The sequence below is a fragment of the Streptomyces sp. NPDC087300 genome, assembly GCF_044744425.1.
Lineage (GTDB): Bacteria > Actinomycetota > Actinomycetes > Streptomycetales > Streptomycetaceae > Streptomyces.
This window is the reverse complement of the sequence record NZ_JBIUYI010000005.1, coordinates 265,757-280,621: the sequence shown is the minus strand read 5'-3', so window position 1 is coordinate 280,621 and position 14,865 is coordinate 265,757. Positions and strand designations below refer to the sequence as shown.

Sequence of the window (14,865 nt, the reverse complement as noted above, 5' to 3'; positions counted from 1 at the left end):
AACCCGGCTCCCCATTCAACCCGCCAGCCGGAAACGTCGAGGTCAGGCAGACAACGGAGGGGGATCGCCACATGAACGAGCGCCAGCGGCTCACGCCTGTACCAAGTGGTACCGGCTAGCCAGCCCCACAGGAACGACAGACCACTGCGCGGGGGACGGGGGCGGGGCCTGGCAGGGATTCCTGCCAGGCCCCGTGAGCCTTGCTCCAGTGGGCGTGAGCGTGGGGGTTTCGGGGGCGCAGCCCGTGCGTGGGGGCGGTCTCAGCGGCTGAGTATCTCCGTGAGGAGTGTGGCGGTGGCCGCGGGGGACTCGACCGGGAAGTGGTGGGTACCCAGGTCGACGAGGACGATGTCGAAGCGGTCGCCGTAGCGGTCGACGGCGTCCTGGTGGGTCAGGTCGCGAATCGCGAACACGGTGATCGGCTGGCTGGTCTCGCCCAGCGCCTCGTCCATGTCCCAGTGCAACAGGCCCTCCATGGAGCGCAGTCCGGCCGGCTGCCGCACGCCGCTCATCTTCGCCGTGTAGGTCTCGGCGAGGGCCGGGTCGGCGCCCTGCGGTGTGCCGCCCTCGACCAGGCCGCGCACCGCCGCGGGGAAGTCATCCCGGAACGCCCTCAGCACTCCCTCCGCCCGCGCGGCCGGCTGCGCGGGGAAGAGGGCCAGGTAGTGCAGCGCCTCCAGCGCGACCACGTGGGAGACCGTCTCCGGCAGCAGGCGCCCGACCTCGACGGCGACCGCTCCGCCCATCGAGTGCCCGGCCACGACGGCCGAGCCGACCGACTCGGCCGCCAGCACGGCCGCCACGTCGCGGGCGAACTCCGCCATCGTCCACACCGTCCGCGCGGACCGCGACTCGCCGTGCTCGGCCAGGTCGACCGCCAGGACCCTTACGTCATCGGGCAGTTGGAGCGTCAGCGCGTCGAAGTCGCCCCGGTGGCACCCCCATCCGTGGAGGAGGACCAGCGCGGGCCCGTCGGCCGGGCCGCTCGCCGTGTAGCGGATCGTCGTGTCGCCCTCGCGCCGGACCGCACGGTGGTCGGCGGTCCTGGATGCAGTGGTCATGTCGTCATGTCCTCTCGCGATGAAGTGTGTTGGCCTGGCGTGCGGCGGCCGTCGCGCCGTCACACCGCGCGGCGGTACGGGGCGGGCCAGGCGGCCGGGGCCGTGGCGGGGGCGCGCAGGGCGAAGTAGGGGTCGCGGAGCAGCGCGCGCCCGATCATCACCGCGTCGACCCGGTCGCCCGCCACCAGTTCGTCGGCCAGGGCCAGATCGCCGATCTGGCCGGTCGGGGCGACCGCGAGGCCCGATGCCTCCTTGAGCGCCTCGGCGTACCCGGCATGGACCGCCTCCCGTACCGGCGCGCGGGCCTGCGTGTCGCGCACCACGAGGCCGGAGGAGACGTCGAGGAGATCGATGCCCGCGGCCGCCAGTTCCTTGGCGAACGACGCGGCGTCGTCGAGGGTCAGTCCGCCCTCGATCCAGTCCGTGGCGGTGATGCGGAAGAAGACGGGCTCGTGCGCGGGGAACGCCTCCCGGACGGCCCGCGCGACCCGCAGCGGCATGCGCATCCGGCCCTGCGGGTCCCCGCCGTACTCGTCGGTGCGCCGATTGGCCAGCGGGGAGAGGAACTCGTGCAGCAGGTATCCGTGCGCGCCCTGGATCTCGACGGCCTGATACCCCGCCAGATCGGCCATCCGGGCCGCGTGGGCGAAGGACTCGACCACCTCGTCGACGTCGGCGCCGCTCGCTTCCCTGGGGGCCTGGAGTTCACCGAAGGGGTCCGCGGACGCGCCGGTCGTCTCCCAGCCTCCGGCGGACCCGCGCACGGACCCGTTCTGCCCCGCGCCTTCCCAGGGCAGCTGATGCGACCCCTTGCGGCCCGCGGCCTGCAACTGCACGGCGGGGACGGTGCCGCGCTCGGCGAGGAACGAGGTCAGACGCCGGTGCGCGACGGCCTGCTCCTCGTTCCAGAGCCCGAGGTCGGCCGACGTGGTGCGGTAGGAGGGGCCCACGGCGGTGGCCTCGACCATGATCAGGCCCACCCCGCCGACCGCGCGGGCCCCGTAGTGCACCAGGTGCCAGTCGGTCGGCCGCCCGTCCGCCCCCGCGGCGTACTGAGCCATCGGCGACATCCACACGCGATTCGCGACCGTGACGTCCCGCAACCGGAGAGGGCGCATCACGGCTGACGCCGACTCCGGAACGACAACAGGTGTACTCACTTGTCCCACTTCCCGAGGTGACCGCGGCGTCCCCAGCGAACGCACTCGCAGCGATCACTGCGTTAGCGATCGGAAGGTAGCACAAACGCAGTGATCGCTGCATCAAAAAAGCAGCGATCAATGAAATAGTGGCCACATGCCCGGCCAGACATCGCCCTCGCCCCAGTCCGGGAGCCGCCCAGGAGGCCGCTCCGCCCGCATCCGCGCGGCCGTGCACGGGGCCGTCGGGGACCTGGTCGCCGACGGGGACGGGGAACCGCTCACGATCCCCGTCGTGGCGGCCCGCGCCGGCGTGCACGCCACCACCGTCTACCGCCGCTGGGGCTCGGTCGCCGACCTGCTCGCCGACGTGGCGTCGAGCCGCTTCACCGGCGACCTCGTGGTGCCCGACACCGGCAGCCTCCGCGGCGACCTGGAGCGCTACGCGTCCGACCTCGCCAAGGACCTCGGCGACCCGGACACCCTGGCGCTGGTACGCGCCACCATCAGCGCGGGCGGCGGACAGGGCGCCGCGGTGTGCAGCGGGGAGCGTCAGCAGACCCTCGACGCCGTCCTGGAACGGGAGCGGGCCCGGGGGCAGCTGCCCCCGACGCTCGAACGCGCCACGGACGCCGTACTCGCCCCCCTCTACTACCGCGCCGTCTTCACCAGCCTGCCCCTGACCCCCGAGTGGACGCGCGAGCTCGTGTCGAACCTGCTGCGGGACTGACGGCACCTCGCAGGGGGCACCGGGACCGTCGGACGACGGCGGGCCCGCACCCCCGGAGGAGTGCGGGCCCGCCGTGCGGTGCTCGATCAGACGGTGGCGAGCGAGACCTCGGTCGACTTGATCAGCGCGACGACCGAGGAGCCGGCCGCGAGGCCCAGGTCGGCGACGGCGTCGTTGGTGATGGCCGCGGTGAGCGCGCCGCCCTCGACGTCGACCTTGACGGAGGCCATCGCACCACCGGAGGCGATGTCGGTGACGGTGCCCGCGATCTGGTTGCGGATCGACAGGCCCTGGACCGGACCGGTGGCGAGCGAGACCTCGGTGGACTTCACGAGGATCTTCACCTCGGAGCCCTCGGCGAAACCGAGCTCCTTGACGGACTCGGTGGTGATCGCGGCGGTGACGTCCTGACCGCCCGCGAGGCGGACCTTCACGGTCGCCATGGCTTCGCCGGTGGTGACGGACGCGACGGTGCCGGGGATCTGGTTGCGGATGCTCAGGCTCATGGGGTGGCGCCTCACGGAATCGGGGGAACGGGGGAAGGGGGCGGGAAGCGGGGCAGCCCGTAAGGGCGACCCGCCATGCCCCCGAAGGTAATACGTCCGCAAACATCCGTTTGTGAGGCCATCGCATCCACCAGGCGGATCCGAGCTCCAGGCTGGCAGATTCGACAGGGCCCAAGGTCGCCACTTGTCCGGACTCTCGGCCCCTTCCCTCAGCGCCTTTCGGATGCGCCTTCCGCCGCCGCGGGTGCCGGCTACTCGTCCAGGAGTTCGTTGAACCAGGTGCCCATCAGGTGGAGATGGGCGATGACCTCCTGCGCGTAGCTGGGCCACCAGTCGTAGCAGTGCTCGGCGGCGGCCCGGTCGTCGCCGCGGAGCGCGGCCTCCCAGTCGAGCAGGAGCCGTCCCGCCTGTTCCCGCTCTCTGAAGAGCAGGCCGAGGTGGTCGTCCAGTTCCGGGCCGCGGACGTGCATGCGCAGTCTGACGATCGCGAACCCGAGCTCCCACGAAGCCTCGTTGACGCGCTCGCCGGCCTCGTCCAGCCGCTCCCGCGCCACACTCGGATCGTTGAGGGCCGTCGCGTTGCGGTACATCGCCCTCGCCTCGTTCTCCGCCTTGGCGAGGAAGTTCTCACAGGCGGCCCGTCGAGGATCGATGCGCGCGACCTTGGTCGCCTGACGCAGCCCCAGCCGGGCCCCCAGGAGGGCTCCGCAGAGCCCTCCGGCGACACCGATCAGCGCCACGAGCACTTCCATGCCGGCGAGTATCGGGCCGCCCCGGGATCCTGCCCAGCCCGCGCGGCGCTCGCGGGCCCGATGCGGGCAGCGTCACGGGCGGGCGGCCTAGCGGCGCGGCGTGATGAAGGCGTCGTTCACCACGTAGCCGTCCAGGCCGTGCAGTTCGCCGTACGTCATCAGGTCGCTGGTGCGGTTGATGAAGCCGCGTCCCGAGTAGTTGAGCGAGGTGTTGCACAGGACGCTGAAGCCGGTCAGCTCCCCGAAGGACGTGAGCAGCGCGGCCATTTCGGGGTTCGCCTTCGGGTCGACCGTCTGGGTGCGTGCCGTTCCGTCGACGTGCGTCACCGCGCGGAGTTCGCCGGAGTCGACCTGGCTGAAGTACAGCATGTAGGGATCGGGGACCCCGCCGCCGAACCATCGGCCCGCGTCCTGCTCCAGACAGATCGGGGCGATGGGACGGTAGCCCTCGCGCTGCTTGATCTTGTTGAGCCTGGCCGTCGTCTCCACGGTGAAGGGCGCCGCCAGGATCGAGCGGTTCCCGAGCGCGCGGGGGCCGATCTCCCAGCGGCCGCGCGCCCAGCCGATGATGTTTCCGTCGCGGAGATAGCGGGCGATCTCGTCGTAGCGCACCGGACGGATCTCGTAGCGCTGCGGGTCGAATGCCGTGTCCTCCACGAATTCGCCGCCCGCGTAGACGTCCCAGTCCAGATCGGCCGAACCGGTGTAGAAGTGCTGGGCGTCGATGGCGGTCCCGATCGCGGAGCCGCTGTCGTTGGGGCACGGCGGGACGAAGACCGCGGGGAAGAGTCCGCACTCGCGCCAGCGGCGGTTCCACTCGCAGTTGAGCCCGCAGCCGCCCGAGATGAGCAGGGGGAGGCCCTCCGTCAGGTTCTCCCTGGCGTATGCGTGGAACCGGTCGAAGATGGCGTCCGACAGGCGGGCGGCGAGGCTCTTGTACGCGTCCGTCTCCACGCCGATGTCGTGGAACGGGGAATCGGTCATCCGGTCCTTGAGGCGGCCGGTGATGACCTCCCTCTGGCCGAGGATGAAGTCGATCACTTCTCGTTCCGCCCGGGTCGTCGGCCGGTTCTCGGCGAAGCCTGCCAGTGCCATCTGCTTGCCCGCGTCCTGGAAACGCACGAACTCCTCGTGCGGGCTGTACTTGGGGTCCGCGAGCGCGAAGCCGTAGGAGTACTTGTTGCCCGGGTAGTTGAGCACCTCCTGGAGATGGGTGACCTTGCCGTGCTCGTCGATGCGGTAGAACGAGCCGATGTTCCCTTCCCACACCAGGCTGTAGAAGGGCTGGTCGCGCCGGAACGCCGACATCCCGTAGGACGTCATGATGTGGGAGCGCTCGTGCGTCGAGGAGAAGACCCGCACGGACTTCCCGAAGAACCGGCCCGCCTCGTCCGAGATCGCGGACTCGCCCACTCCGTAGTACCCGGCGCGCGAGGGCTGGTCGGTGGCCTGGGTCCCCTTGATCCAGCCGCTCATCGCGACGACGTCGGGCTGTTTGTCCAGCCGGTCCGACGCGACGGCGAACGCCTCGGCGGTCAGGCCGCTGTAGCGGACGAACGAGTCCTTCTCCGCCTCCAGGGAGAAGAGCAGCTTGCCGTCCTCGACGGCTGCGATCGCCCCGTCGTGGCCTTCCTTCAGGGAAAGAATCAGCATCATGGTCCGTTTCTCTGTGGATTCGCGATTCTCTGTGGATCGATCAGAGCGGCCCGGGTTCGGGTGCCGCCCGTAGCGGAGGCGGGGCCGCGAGGACCTTCAGGGCGAGTTGGTGCAGTCGCGGGTTGGCGGACAGGGCGCCGGTGCCGCCTTGGGGCGAGGCGCCCAGGAGATCGGTGCAGACACCGCCCGCTTCCGCCACGAGGATCTGCACGGCGGTGATGTCCCAGGGGTTCACGACCGGTTCGGCCGCGATGTCGATCGTGCCCTCGGCGACCATGCAGTGCTGGAGGAAGTCACCGAAGGCCCGGTCCTCCCAGCACGCTTCGGCCAGGCGCAGATACGCCGCCCGCGAGTGGAAGGTGTCCCAGGTACGTGTGCTGGTGGTGGACACGTAGGCATGGGCGAGGAGGGCGTTGTCGGAGACGTACAGGCGCTGGGGCGCGCTGTCGGCGTCCCCGCGCCGCAGCCAGGCGCCCTGCCCGGCCGCCGCCCACCAACGGCTGCGCAGGGCCGGGGCGCTGATGACGCCGACGGTGGGTCTGCCGTCCTCCAGGAGCGCGATCAAGGTGGCCCAGACCGGCACTCCGCGCAGGAAGTTCTTGGTGCCGTCGATGGGGTCGACCATCCAGGTACGCCCGGCCGTGACCGAGCCGCCGGTCTCCTCCCCCGCGAAGGAGTCGTCCGGGCGGGCGGACTTCAGCGCCTCGCGTACGGCCGTCTCGACGGCGGTGTCCGCGTCCGTCACGGGCGTACGGTCCGGCTTCTGCCGGACGCGGAGGTCGCGGGCGCGGAAGCGGCGGTTGGTGATGTCATCGGCGACAGCGGCCAGTTGCAGGGCAAGGTCGAGATCGGCCTGTAGTGCCATGGGGCGCCTCACTGCACACGTCGTGGGCTTCGGGGGCTCGACCGGATCACTTCGGGTGCAGTTCGAGCATGTGGTACTCCATGACCCGTACTTCCTCGATCCGCCGTACGCGGTGCAGCAGTTCGACCCGAAGTCCGGCTTCCTCGGCCAGGGCGTCGAGTCGTTCGCGGTCCCCGAGGTCGGCCGTGCCGAGCAGCAACCTGCCGCCGGCGGCGAGGTGTTCACGGGCTCCCGCCATGTAGCGGGCCTGGCCCTGGTAGCCCGGGTCGAAGACGGCGGTGTGCAGGTCGGTGGAGAGTGCGAAGTCGTCCTCCACGTAGGTCCAGGGCACGTTCCAGAAGATGGTGTCGAAGCGGTCCATGGGGTCGAGCGCCGCGTACATGTCGCTGTGGAGGACGCGCACCCGGTCGCTCACACCGTGCCGCTCGGCGTTGGCGACCGTGTTGGCCACCGCCTTCTCGTTGATGTCGAGCGCGGTGACGGAGGCACAGCCTTCGAGTGCGGCGGTCACGGCGATGACGCCCGTGCCGCAGCCGACCTCCAGGAACGAGCCGCCCTCGGGGTAGGGCACGATCGAGGCCAGCACCTCGGTCGCGGCGCTCAGCGTGCTGGGGAAGACGCCTCGGTGCAGGCTCCATTCCCGCCCCAGCAAAGTGAAGGCGTCGGGTAGGTCGTCACCGACGAGGGCGTGCCGCAGGACCTGGGCCACGGCCTCGGGGGACTCCTTGACAGTCATGGTGTCTACCTCTTCGGTGGGGGTGGTGTCAGACGTCGGTCGCCGGGACAGGCCGGTCATCGGGGCGGGTCGGTCATCCAGGGTGGTCGGCCGCGTACCGTACGAGCGCTTCGCGGTGCCGCCCGATCTTGCGGAAGGCCTCGGCGTACTGGTCGATGAGCGCCGTGTCCTCGGGCCAGTTGGTGAAGGTCGGCAACGACAGCGCGTGCCGTTCGACGTACTCGGCGTGTGAGCCGGCCTCCCGTGCGATGCCCTTCTTCGGCGTGCCGGGAAAGAGGGGGTTCTCCGGGCGGGCGTAAAGCGGCAGGGTCGAGAGGCGTGGGCCGGAGGGTGCGCCCACTTCCATGCCCTCGGCGCGCAGCGCCCGGATGAGCACGGCGCGGGGGACGCCGCCCAACTCCGCGGGCCGGTAGAGCGGTTTGTAGCCGTACCAGGCGCCCATGTCGACGTGGTCGGCCACGTGCACCGGCTCCAGGTAGGCCACGTCACCGAGTTGCTCGCCGAAGTGGCGCAGACACCGGTGCCTGGCCTCCTTGCGCGCCGGGAACGCGGCGAGCGCGTGCCGGGCGACGATGGCGTTGAACGGCGACATCCGCAGCTTCAGGCCGAAGCCCGTGACCCAGTGTTCGCGCAGCTCGTCGTCGAGGACGGCGTCCCTGGAGCGGTCGCGGTAGTGCCCGAGGAGGGTGGCGCGGTCGTGCACCCGGGAGTTGCTCGTGACGAGGATGCCGCCCTCCCCCGCGTACACGGCCTTGTTGGCCTGGAGGGAGAAGACCGCGGCGTCACCGAAGGTGCCGACCGGCTTGCCCTTGTAGCGGCTGCCGTGGGCGTGGGAGCAGTCCTCCAGGACGCGCAGCCCGTGTTGCTCGGCGATCCGCAGGATCGCGTCCATGTCGCAGGGGTGGCCCCACTGGTGGACGACGGTGATGACCTTGGTGTGCTCGGTGAGCGCGTCCTGAAGGGCTTTGGGGTCGAGACCTCGGGTGTCGGGGTCGATGTCGGCGAGGACCACGTCCCCGCGGAGTGCGAAGACGGGGCTCAGCGCGGCGTGGTAGGTGAGGGCCGGGCCCACGACGTCGACGCCCTCGCGTACGCCGAGCGCGAAGTAGGCCGCGAACAGCGCGCTGGTACCGGAGTTGAAGGTGACGGCGAAGCGGGCTCCGCCGTCCAGGAAGGCGAGGAAGTCGGCCTCCAGCCAGCCGATGGGCCCGCTGTTGCCCTTGATGGAGATGTCGGTGTTCCGCTGCTCGGCCAGTTCGGACAGCTCCGCCTGGTCGGCGGGGGGCGGCCAGATCTCGTGCGGCAGCGGCTTTTCGATGGCGGGCGCGCCTCCGAGGAGGGCGAGTGGTTCGGCGGTGGCCATGTGTCCTTCCTGCTTTCGGGGGTGGAACGGGTCGGGCCCGGCACGTCGGTCGGGTCGGGGCGATGCGCGTACGGCCGCTGAGGTCAGGCGCACCGGACCGCTGGTGTCAGGCGCACCGGTCCGCGAGCGCGTTCTGCTCGCGTAACCGGTCCCGGTAGATCCCGTCGATCGTGCGTACGGCGGCGAGTTGGCGCTGGAGGTGGTCCTGGCGGTAGTAGCGGTCGTCCAAGTGGCCCAGGTGGTGGGCGAACATGGCACGCACGGCGTCGGTCTTGGGACCGTCCCAGGTGTGGCGCTCCAACTGCAGCCCGCCGATGGAGTGCAGCGTGGCGGCCCTGGGCCCGACGTTCAGCGCACCCTCCGTACCGAGTACGCAGAGGTGCTCGATCTTCTCGTGGTTGTGGCGCGAGATGCGCAGCGAGCCGGCGAGCCCCGTCGTGGGATAGCTGCACATGAGGCTGACGAGATCCTCCAGCCGGCGGTCGCGCATCTCCTGGTACTGGTGCACGAAGGCGGCGTGCACCCGCGGGGGTTCGGGGAACATTCCGCTGAGTACGTCGATGAGGTGGTAGCCCATGTCGAGGAGCACACCGCCCATCGCCTGTTCCCTGGAGGCGCGCCAACCCGTGGTCGGATGGGCCAAGTTGAAGTGGTAGTCGTAGGAGAACCAGTAGGGCTCACCGATCCGCGCGAGATTCTTCCGGGCGAACTGGAAGACGGGGTTGAAGTTCCGCTGCAGCAGCGTGAAGACGCTGCGGTCGGCCCGTTGCGCCGACTGGATCAGTTGCCGGGCTTCCTGCTCGGTGACGGCGAACGGCTTCTCCTTGATGACGTGCCTGCCGTGCGCCAGGAGTTCCGTGCAGACCGGGAAGTGTTCGCTGTGCGGCACGGTGACCACGGCGGCGTCGAAGTCGACCTGTGCGAGCGCCTCGCCGAGGAGATCGAAATGCCGGAATCCCCAGGAGTCGGCGAGCGAGGGGGCCGCCGGGGCGGGGTCGACGCCACCGACGATGTCCGCGCTCTCCCGCACGATCGGCAGATATTCTTTTCCTTGGTGTCCGGCGAATCCGACCGTCAATACGCGCAGCCGCTGCGGGCGCACCTTATTCGAACTGTCGCTGGGCATGCAGAATATCCCCTCGCGGAGCGATATATGAGGATGGCGCGGGGCGCCCGGGAAAGGCTCGCGGATATCCGGACCGGGCGCGCGGAACGACGGCCCGACCCCCTTGGCCGCGAACGTTTCAGAGAGCTCTGCGGCTCTCACCGGAGGAATCGGCGAGCCAGGCGTGTGCCGCGGTCACGACGTCCTTGATAAAGGTGCTTCCGCTGCGTCGCGTGTTCTCGTCGAGCAGCGAGACTTCGTCGGCCGCTATCCAGGCGAACTCGGTGTGCTTGTCCCGTTCGAGTGCGGGCACCGCGAGGTTTCCTTCCACCTCCACGACGTAGTCCGACTCGATGTGCCGTACTCCGTCCGCCGTCCACTCCTCGTGCGCCACCCTGGCGAGGACGCGGCGCAGCCGCCACCCGGTCTCCTCGGCTATCTCCCTGCCGAGCGCGTCGAGCAGGGCCTCCCCGTCCTCCACGGCTCCGCCGACGACGTCCCAGCAGTCGGGGAACAGGCGGCGGCCGGGCGAGCGGCGCTGGACGAAGATCCGGTCGTACGGGTCGCGGATCAGCGCGCCCACCACCAGTCGGGGTTCGGCCGCCCCGGTCACGTCGGTCCGGCCGGCCACGTCAGCCGTTCACCCTGCCCGGCCGACGGCTCGCGGAGCGGGGGACTCCCCCGGCCGCACCTGGAGCCACATGCCTTCTTCCACGCCACCAGCTGACCATTCTTCCCTCATTTCACCTGCACACAGAGATTCACGTGCGTCACACATCCGGGCAAAATATTCACAGAGCCGAACAGGTCGAAAGGCAAAAGGAACACGAAGGGACGAAAGAAGCTCGAATTGCTGCCGGACCGTGAAGTCCAGCGGTTTCGGCGGACATAATTTTCCGCCCTGTAACAGTACCTTGCATTCCGGAAGGCGAATGCGTTTACGAAATCCTCCGGACGCCTAAACTACTCCTTGACACATCTCGGGCTCATATGCTCAAGGGGTATGTCCGGCGAGTGTCGCACATCGGTCCGGACACGGCGTTCGGGCGGCCCGCGCTGATCCGCGGGCCGCCGTCAACCCGATCCCCTTACGCCGCGAGCGAGCGGTCGCCACCCCGCACGCTCACGTCGAACGATTACTTCTTGCCACCGCTCGCCGACGCACGGTGAAATATGTTGGCCGGATCGGCCGTCCACCGGGAGTGGCCGCCACCCACAAGCGCCCCACGCTTCGAGAGCGCGTACGAGTCATCCGAAGCCCGCCGGTCACAGACGGCGGGCCACCAGGAAGGCGTAGCCGATCTGCGGGAGCGCGCCGAACAGGGGCAGGGAGCGCGTGGAGTTGAAGAACTCGCGATGCGGATCGTCCTCGGCGGGCGCGACATCCTCGAAGGCATCGGCGAACGCCTGGTAGGTGCGCCGGACCCGGTCTCCGATGTCGGTGAACTCCACCACCTCAAGACCCGCGCGGCCGAGCGCCGTGCGGAGCTCGTCCGGTCCGGGCAGCGACGGTGACTGGAACGCCCGGCACGTACGGCGGACGATCTCCGCGGCGTCCCCGGTCACCGGCGACCGGAGCAGCACATCGGTGATGACCAACGGGCTGCCCGGTCGCAGGGTCCGGGCGATCTCGGTGAGGGCGGCGGTCCGGTCGGGGATGTGCATCATGGACTCGATCGCCCAGGCGCCGTCGAAGGACGCGGCTTCGAAGGGCAGCGCACAGGCGTCGGCGTACCGGAAGTCGACCCGGTCGGCGAGCGCGGTGGCGTCCGCCCGGGTCCTGGCGAGCTCGATGTCCTGGTCGCTCACCGAGATTCCGGAGACGCGGGCGCCGGTGGCACGGGCGATGCGCAGGGCGGGCCGTCCGGTTCCGCAGCCCACGTCCAGCAGGTGCCGGCCGGACGCGCCGGCCAGCCGCTCCGCCACGAGGTCGGTGAGCCGGTCGGTGGCCCGGTCGAGCGAGCGGTCGTCCGCGTCGCTCTCCCAGTAGCCGACGTGGATGTTCCCGTCGACGGTCGCGCCGTCCACGGTCTCGGTCTCGGTCACGGTCGGTTCGTCGTACGGTCGCTCGACGTCCGGTGACGAGGGGGCGGTGGGCTGCGCGGACGGGTCGTTGGTCATAGAGGTCTCCCGAGCATGCTTCGCCTGGTGACAGGTCATGGGCTTGAGGTCGGAGGCTTCAGGCCGGAGGCTTCCCGGGCGAGCGCGCGATGTCCTGTCCGTACGGTCGGCCGGGAGCGGGCAGGAATCTACTCGCCGACGCCACCGCCCCGGAAGACGGCCTCACCGCCTGCGCGGGTCGACGACCTGCGGCTGTGCCGTGCCCGCTGGCATGATGGGAACCATGCCCCGCATCGCCCGTCGTATGTTCGAGCTCCTGGAGCCGATCTGCCTGGTCACCTACCTGGCGGACGAGTGCAACGAGGAGCTGGCCGCGCTCGGCCACCGCACCTACTGGGACGGCTACTTCGCCAGCAGGGCCGCGCCCCTGGGCCGGGTACCCGCGCAGGTCGTGCACGCGGCCTTCTACAGCTTCGCCGACGGGGAGGCCGCGCGGCACATTCCGAGCGCGTGGGAGACGATCCCGCCCGAGGCGTCCCTCGCCGCACGGGAGCGGGGCAGCACGGCGTCCGTGCGGCGGATCATCGGCGCCGAGCTCGCGGACTCCCCCGGCCTGGTGCGCGCCGCCGACCTCACCACCAAGGCCGCGACGAGCGCGCCCATGGCAGGCCGGGTGATGTACGCGGGGCTGCGCGCCCTTCCGGTGCCGAGCGAGCCCGTCGCCCGGCTGTGGCATTCCGCGAACATGCTGCGTGAGCACCGCGCCGACGGGCACATCGCCGCTCTCGTCGGCGCGCGCATCGGCGGTACGGAGGCACACGTCCTGTCCGCGCTGGAGATGGGCATCCATCCGCCGGAGTCGTTCGGGCGCATCCATCACCTGCCGAAGGAACGCCTTGCCGCGGTCATGGACGGCCTGCGCGAGCGCGGACTCGTCGACGCCGAAGGCCGGTTCACCGACGCGGGCCGCGCCACCAAGCAACGCGTCGAAGAGCTCACCGACGAGCTCGCCGCCCCGCCGTACGATGCCCTCTCCCCCGCCGAACTCGACGAGTTGACCGCCGCGCTCGAACCCATCACCGCGAAGCTGGTGGCCGCGGGTTCGGAGTGAGGAGCGCGCGCCTCAGGAGCTGAACACGGCGTTGCGGCACAGCAGTTCCGCGCACCAGCGGAAGTGCCCGTCGCTGTCGTCCGCGCCGAAGAGGTCGTACGTCGTGAGGGCGTAGGCGGCCTGATAGGTCGTCAGAGTCGCTGTAGCGTAGCCGAGTTCGCGGACGAAGAGCTGGGTCAGTTCCGTGGTGTGCTCCTGCGCGTAGGGCCCGTACATGTCCCAGCAGGCGGCGGTGACGGCGGCCTCGAAGGCCGGGTCGCCCGCGGTCGTGTAGAAGCCGAAGTCGAGCACCGCGACGGGTCGGCCCGCCGAGTCGACGTGGATGTTGGGCGGGACGAGGTCGCCGTGGATCGCCGTCACCGGGGCGTCGGGGAGCGCGCGCAGCGCCATTCGGGTGCGCTCGACGCCCGCCTCGAAGTCCGGCACACAGGCAGCCAGCGCGGCGCCGTGCCGGGCTGCGGCCCTGCCGACCAGGGCCGCGAGCGCGTCCCGGAAGCGGTCGTGGTCCTGCCACAGCGGGCGGTCGTCGCCCTGGACGGTCAGCTCCCGCATGGCGTCGGTTCCAGGCACGGAGCCCAGGCCGCGCAGGACAGCAAGTAGCGCTTCATTTTGCCGAGTTGGCAGCTCGCGCTCGTAGTCCGTGTGTGCGGAGTCTGCGCGCATCGGGGCCCCTGGCAGCTCCCGCTCGTACGTCACGAGTACGCCCTCGTCGTCCTCCACGTCAAGGATCTCGGGGGTGGAGAACGGCAGCGGATGCCGCGCGATGTCCGCGTACACCTGGCGGGTGAGAGCGAAATCAGCGGGCGGCCGACCGCTCCACACCTTGGCGGCCCGGCCCTCGCCCAGCCGGTAGACGACGCCCTCCACGCCCGCACCGATCCGCCGGACACCGGTGTGCCCGCGGCCGGTGAAGTACGCGAGCCACGGGTCGTCGTGCGGGGCGTCCGAGATCAGGGTGTTCTCCATCCATCCATTGGATACCAGCTGCCGCGCCGGCCGATCCCGCCCCTCGCCCGCTCCGCTCCGCTCAGTCGCGCGCGGACAGCTGCCGGGCGAAACGGCGGACCGCGTCGGTGAAGGCGTCCGGGTCGTCGAAGTTCGCGAGATGCCGTGCCCTCGGGATCAGCTCGACGCGGGCCTGCCCGCGCGGGTGCGCGCGGGCGAAGTCCCGTTCGCCCGACCGGAAGACCGTGTCCTTCTCGCCGTTGAGGATGAGCGCGGGCACCTTCACATCGCGCATCGCACCGGCGTCGAAGCGGCCGAGCACCTCGCCCCAGGCCGCCGGCAGGGTGTGGAAGGCGTAACCGGAGGCGATGGTCGCCTCCACCACCTCCGGAGGGTAGAGCCGGCGCAACAACCGGTCGTTCATCCGCTCCAGCCGGTGCGCGGGCAGGCGGGGCACCAGTTCGGCGGCCCACCGGTACGGCCTGGCCCACGGGCCGCGCGTCGAGGCGCTGGCCCCGGCGAGAACCAGCCCCCGCAGCCGTTCGGGGCGGCGCCGCGCGAACTCCAGCGAGGCGTACCCACCGAGCGAGTGACCGACGACCAGGGCCGGTCCGCGGTCGAGCGCGTCCACCGCGGAAGTGATGATCTCCGTGGCCGCGTCCAGGCTCCACGGCTCGGCGGAGCGCGCCCCGTGGCCCGGCAGGTCGACGGCTGCCACGTCGAAGTCCTTCTGGAGTGCGTCGAGTTGGGCACTCCACTGTCCCGCGCTGAACCGCGTCCCGTGCACGAAGACGATGGGCGGTGCGTCCTCTGTCGGCATGAGCCCCTCCCCCAA

15 protein-coding genes are annotated in these 14,865 nt (G+C 70.6%); 2 read left to right on the top strand and 13 right to left on the bottom strand.

The window, feature by feature from the left end; all coding sequences use genetic code 11:
- Positions 1-260: 260 nt before the first annotated feature.
- A complete protein-coding gene (locus ACIO9J_RS21505; RefSeq protein WP_402001731.1) occupies positions 261-1,061 on the bottom strand; it encodes an alpha/beta fold hydrolase in 801 nt (266 codons plus the stop codon).
- A gap of 59 nt (positions 1,062-1,120) precedes the next feature.
- On the bottom strand, positions 1,121-2,179 hold the full coding sequence (locus ACIO9J_RS21500; RefSeq protein WP_402003539.1) for an NADH:flavin oxidoreductase/NADH oxidase: 1,059 nt from the start codon (positions 2,177-2,179) through the stop codon (positions 1,121-1,123).
- 178 nt (positions 2,180-2,357) lie between these two features.
- On the opposite strand from ACIO9J_RS21500, the gene ACIO9J_RS21495 reads away from it, so the two are divergent.
- The gene (locus tag ACIO9J_RS21495; RefSeq protein WP_402001729.1) at positions 2,358-2,930 is read left to right on the top strand and encodes a TetR-like C-terminal domain-containing protein; all 573 of its coding nucleotides are present in this window, start codon (positions 2,358-2,360) and stop codon (positions 2,928-2,930) included.
- Between the two features lie 86 nt (positions 2,931-3,016).
- On the opposite strand, the gene ACIO9J_RS21490 is transcribed toward ACIO9J_RS21495, so the two are convergent.
- The 9 genes from ACIO9J_RS21490 to ACIO9J_RS21450 form a co-directional block, all read right to left on the bottom strand.
- Positions 3,017-3,436, bottom strand: coding sequence for a molybdopterin-binding protein (locus ACIO9J_RS21490; protein ID WP_402001726.1), 420 nt, complete (start codon positions 3,434-3,436; stop codon positions 3,017-3,019).
- Between the two features lie 251 nt (positions 3,437-3,687).
- Positions 3,688-4,188: a hypothetical protein gene (locus ACIO9J_RS21485; RefSeq protein WP_402001723.1), complete on the bottom strand. Its 501-nt coding sequence runs from the start codon at positions 4,186-4,188 to the stop codon at positions 3,688-3,690.
- 87 nt (positions 4,189-4,275) lie between these two features.
- Positions 4,276-5,844, bottom strand: coding sequence for a carbamoyltransferase C-terminal domain-containing protein (locus ACIO9J_RS21480; RefSeq protein WP_402001720.1), 1,569 nt, complete (start codon positions 5,842-5,844; stop codon positions 4,276-4,278).
- Positions 5,845-5,884: 40 nt separating this feature from the next.
- Complete coding sequence (gene hisN, locus ACIO9J_RS21475) at positions 5,885-6,709, bottom strand: histidinol-phosphatase (RefSeq protein ID WP_402001717.1); 825 nt, start codon at positions 6,707-6,709, stop codon at positions 5,885-5,887.
- A 46-nt stretch (positions 6,710-6,755) separates the two neighbouring features.
- Positions 6,756-7,445, bottom strand: a complete 690-nt coding sequence (locus ACIO9J_RS21470) for a methyltransferase (RefSeq protein WP_402001714.1) — start codon at positions 7,443-7,445, stop codon at positions 6,756-6,758.
- A 73-nt stretch (positions 7,446-7,518) separates the two neighbouring features.
- Entirely contained in the window at positions 7,519-8,808 is a 1,290-nt protein-coding gene (locus ACIO9J_RS21465) for a DegT/DnrJ/EryC1/StrS family aminotransferase (RefSeq protein ID WP_402001711.1), read from the bottom strand.
- A gap of 106 nt (positions 8,809-8,914) precedes the next feature.
- Positions 8,915-9,934, bottom strand: coding sequence for a Gfo/Idh/MocA family protein (locus tag ACIO9J_RS21460; RefSeq protein ID WP_402001708.1), 1,020 nt, complete (start codon positions 9,932-9,934; stop codon positions 8,915-8,917).
- Positions 9,935-10,052: 118 nt separating this feature from the next.
- Positions 10,053-10,544, bottom strand: a complete 492-nt coding sequence (locus ACIO9J_RS21455) for an NUDIX hydrolase (RefSeq protein WP_402001705.1) — start codon at positions 10,542-10,544, stop codon at positions 10,053-10,055.
- A 635-nt stretch (positions 10,545-11,179) separates the two neighbouring features.
- Positions 11,180-12,034 (bottom strand): SAM-dependent methyltransferase, encoded by an 855-nt coding sequence (locus tag ACIO9J_RS21450; RefSeq protein ID WP_402001702.1) that lies wholly within the window; start codon positions 12,032-12,034, stop codon positions 11,180-11,182.
- A 223-nt stretch (positions 12,035-12,257) separates the two neighbouring features.
- Between ACIO9J_RS21450 and ACIO9J_RS21445 the strand changes: the two genes are divergently transcribed.
- Entirely contained in the window at positions 12,258-13,085 is an 828-nt protein-coding gene (locus ACIO9J_RS21445; RefSeq protein WP_402001699.1) for a MarR family transcriptional regulator, read from the top strand.
- Between the two features lie 12 nt (positions 13,086-13,097).
- Here the strand turns inward: ACIO9J_RS21445 and ACIO9J_RS21440 are convergent, their stop codons facing one another.
- Together ACIO9J_RS21440 and ACIO9J_RS21435 are read right to left on the bottom strand one after the other, a co-directional pair.
- A complete protein-coding gene (locus ACIO9J_RS21440) occupies positions 13,098-14,051 on the bottom strand; it encodes a phosphotransferase family protein (protein WP_402001697.1) in 954 nt (317 codons plus the stop codon).
- Between the two features lie 61 nt (positions 14,052-14,112).
- Complete coding sequence (locus tag ACIO9J_RS21435; protein WP_402001694.1) at positions 14,113-14,850, bottom strand: alpha/beta fold hydrolase; 738 nt, start codon at positions 14,848-14,850, stop codon at positions 14,113-14,115.
- Between the last annotated feature and the right edge of the window lie 15 nt (positions 14,851-14,865).

What these genes read in the sequence shown, in the direction of transcription:
- ACIO9J_RS21450 (WP_402001702.1), bottom strand. Translation starts at nt 12,034, where the DNA reads ATGACCAACGACCCGTCCGCGCAGCCCACCGCCCCCTCGTCACCGGAC.
- ACIO9J_RS21470 (WP_402001714.1), bottom strand. Translation starts at nt 7,445, where the DNA reads ATGACTGTCAAGGAGTCCCCCGAGGCCGTGGCCCAGGTCCTGCGGCAC.
- ACIO9J_RS21495 (WP_402001729.1), top strand. Translation starts at nt 2,358, where the DNA reads ATGCCCGGCCAGACATCGCCCTCGCCCCAGTCCGGGAGCCGCCCAGGA.
- ACIO9J_RS21445 (WP_402001699.1), top strand. Translation starts at nt 12,258, where the DNA reads ATGCCCCGCATCGCCCGTCGTATGTTCGAGCTCCTGGAGCCGATCTGC.
- ACIO9J_RS21485 (WP_402001723.1), bottom strand. Translation starts at nt 4,188, where the DNA reads ATGGAAGTGCTCGTGGCGCTGATCGGTGTCGCCGGAGGGCTCTGCGGA.
- hisN (WP_402001717.1), bottom strand. Translation starts at nt 6,709, where the DNA reads ATGGCACTACAGGCCGATCTCGACCTTGCCCTGCAACTGGCCGCTGTC.
- ACIO9J_RS21435 (WP_402001694.1), bottom strand. Translation starts at nt 14,850, where the DNA reads ATGCCGACAGAGGACGCACCGCCCATCGTCTTCGTGCACGGGACGCGG.
- ACIO9J_RS21480 (WP_402001720.1), bottom strand. Translation starts at nt 5,844, where the DNA reads ATGATGCTGATTCTTTCCCTGAAGGAAGGCCACGACGGGGCGATCGCA.
- ACIO9J_RS21440 (WP_402001697.1), bottom strand. Translation starts at nt 14,051, where the DNA reads ATGGAGAACACCCTGATCTCGGACGCCCCGCACGACGACCCGTGGCTC.
- ACIO9J_RS21490 (WP_402001726.1), bottom strand. Translation starts at nt 3,436, where the DNA reads ATGAGCCTGAGCATCCGCAACCAGATCCCCGGCACCGTCGCGTCCGTC.
- ACIO9J_RS21505 (WP_402001731.1), bottom strand. Translation starts at nt 1,061, where the DNA reads ATGACCACTGCATCCAGGACCGCCGACCACCGTGCGGTCCGGCGCGAG.
- ACIO9J_RS21465 (WP_402001711.1), bottom strand. Translation starts at nt 8,808, where the DNA reads ATGGCCACCGCCGAACCACTCGCCCTCCTCGGAGGCGCGCCCGCCATC.
- ACIO9J_RS21460 (WP_402001708.1), bottom strand. Translation starts at nt 9,934, where the DNA reads ATGCCCAGCGACAGTTCGAATAAGGTGCGCCCGCAGCGGCTGCGCGTA.
- ACIO9J_RS21500 (WP_402003539.1), bottom strand. Translation starts at nt 2,179, where the DNA reads ATGCGCCCTCTCCGGTTGCGGGACGTCACGGTCGCGAATCGCGTGTGG.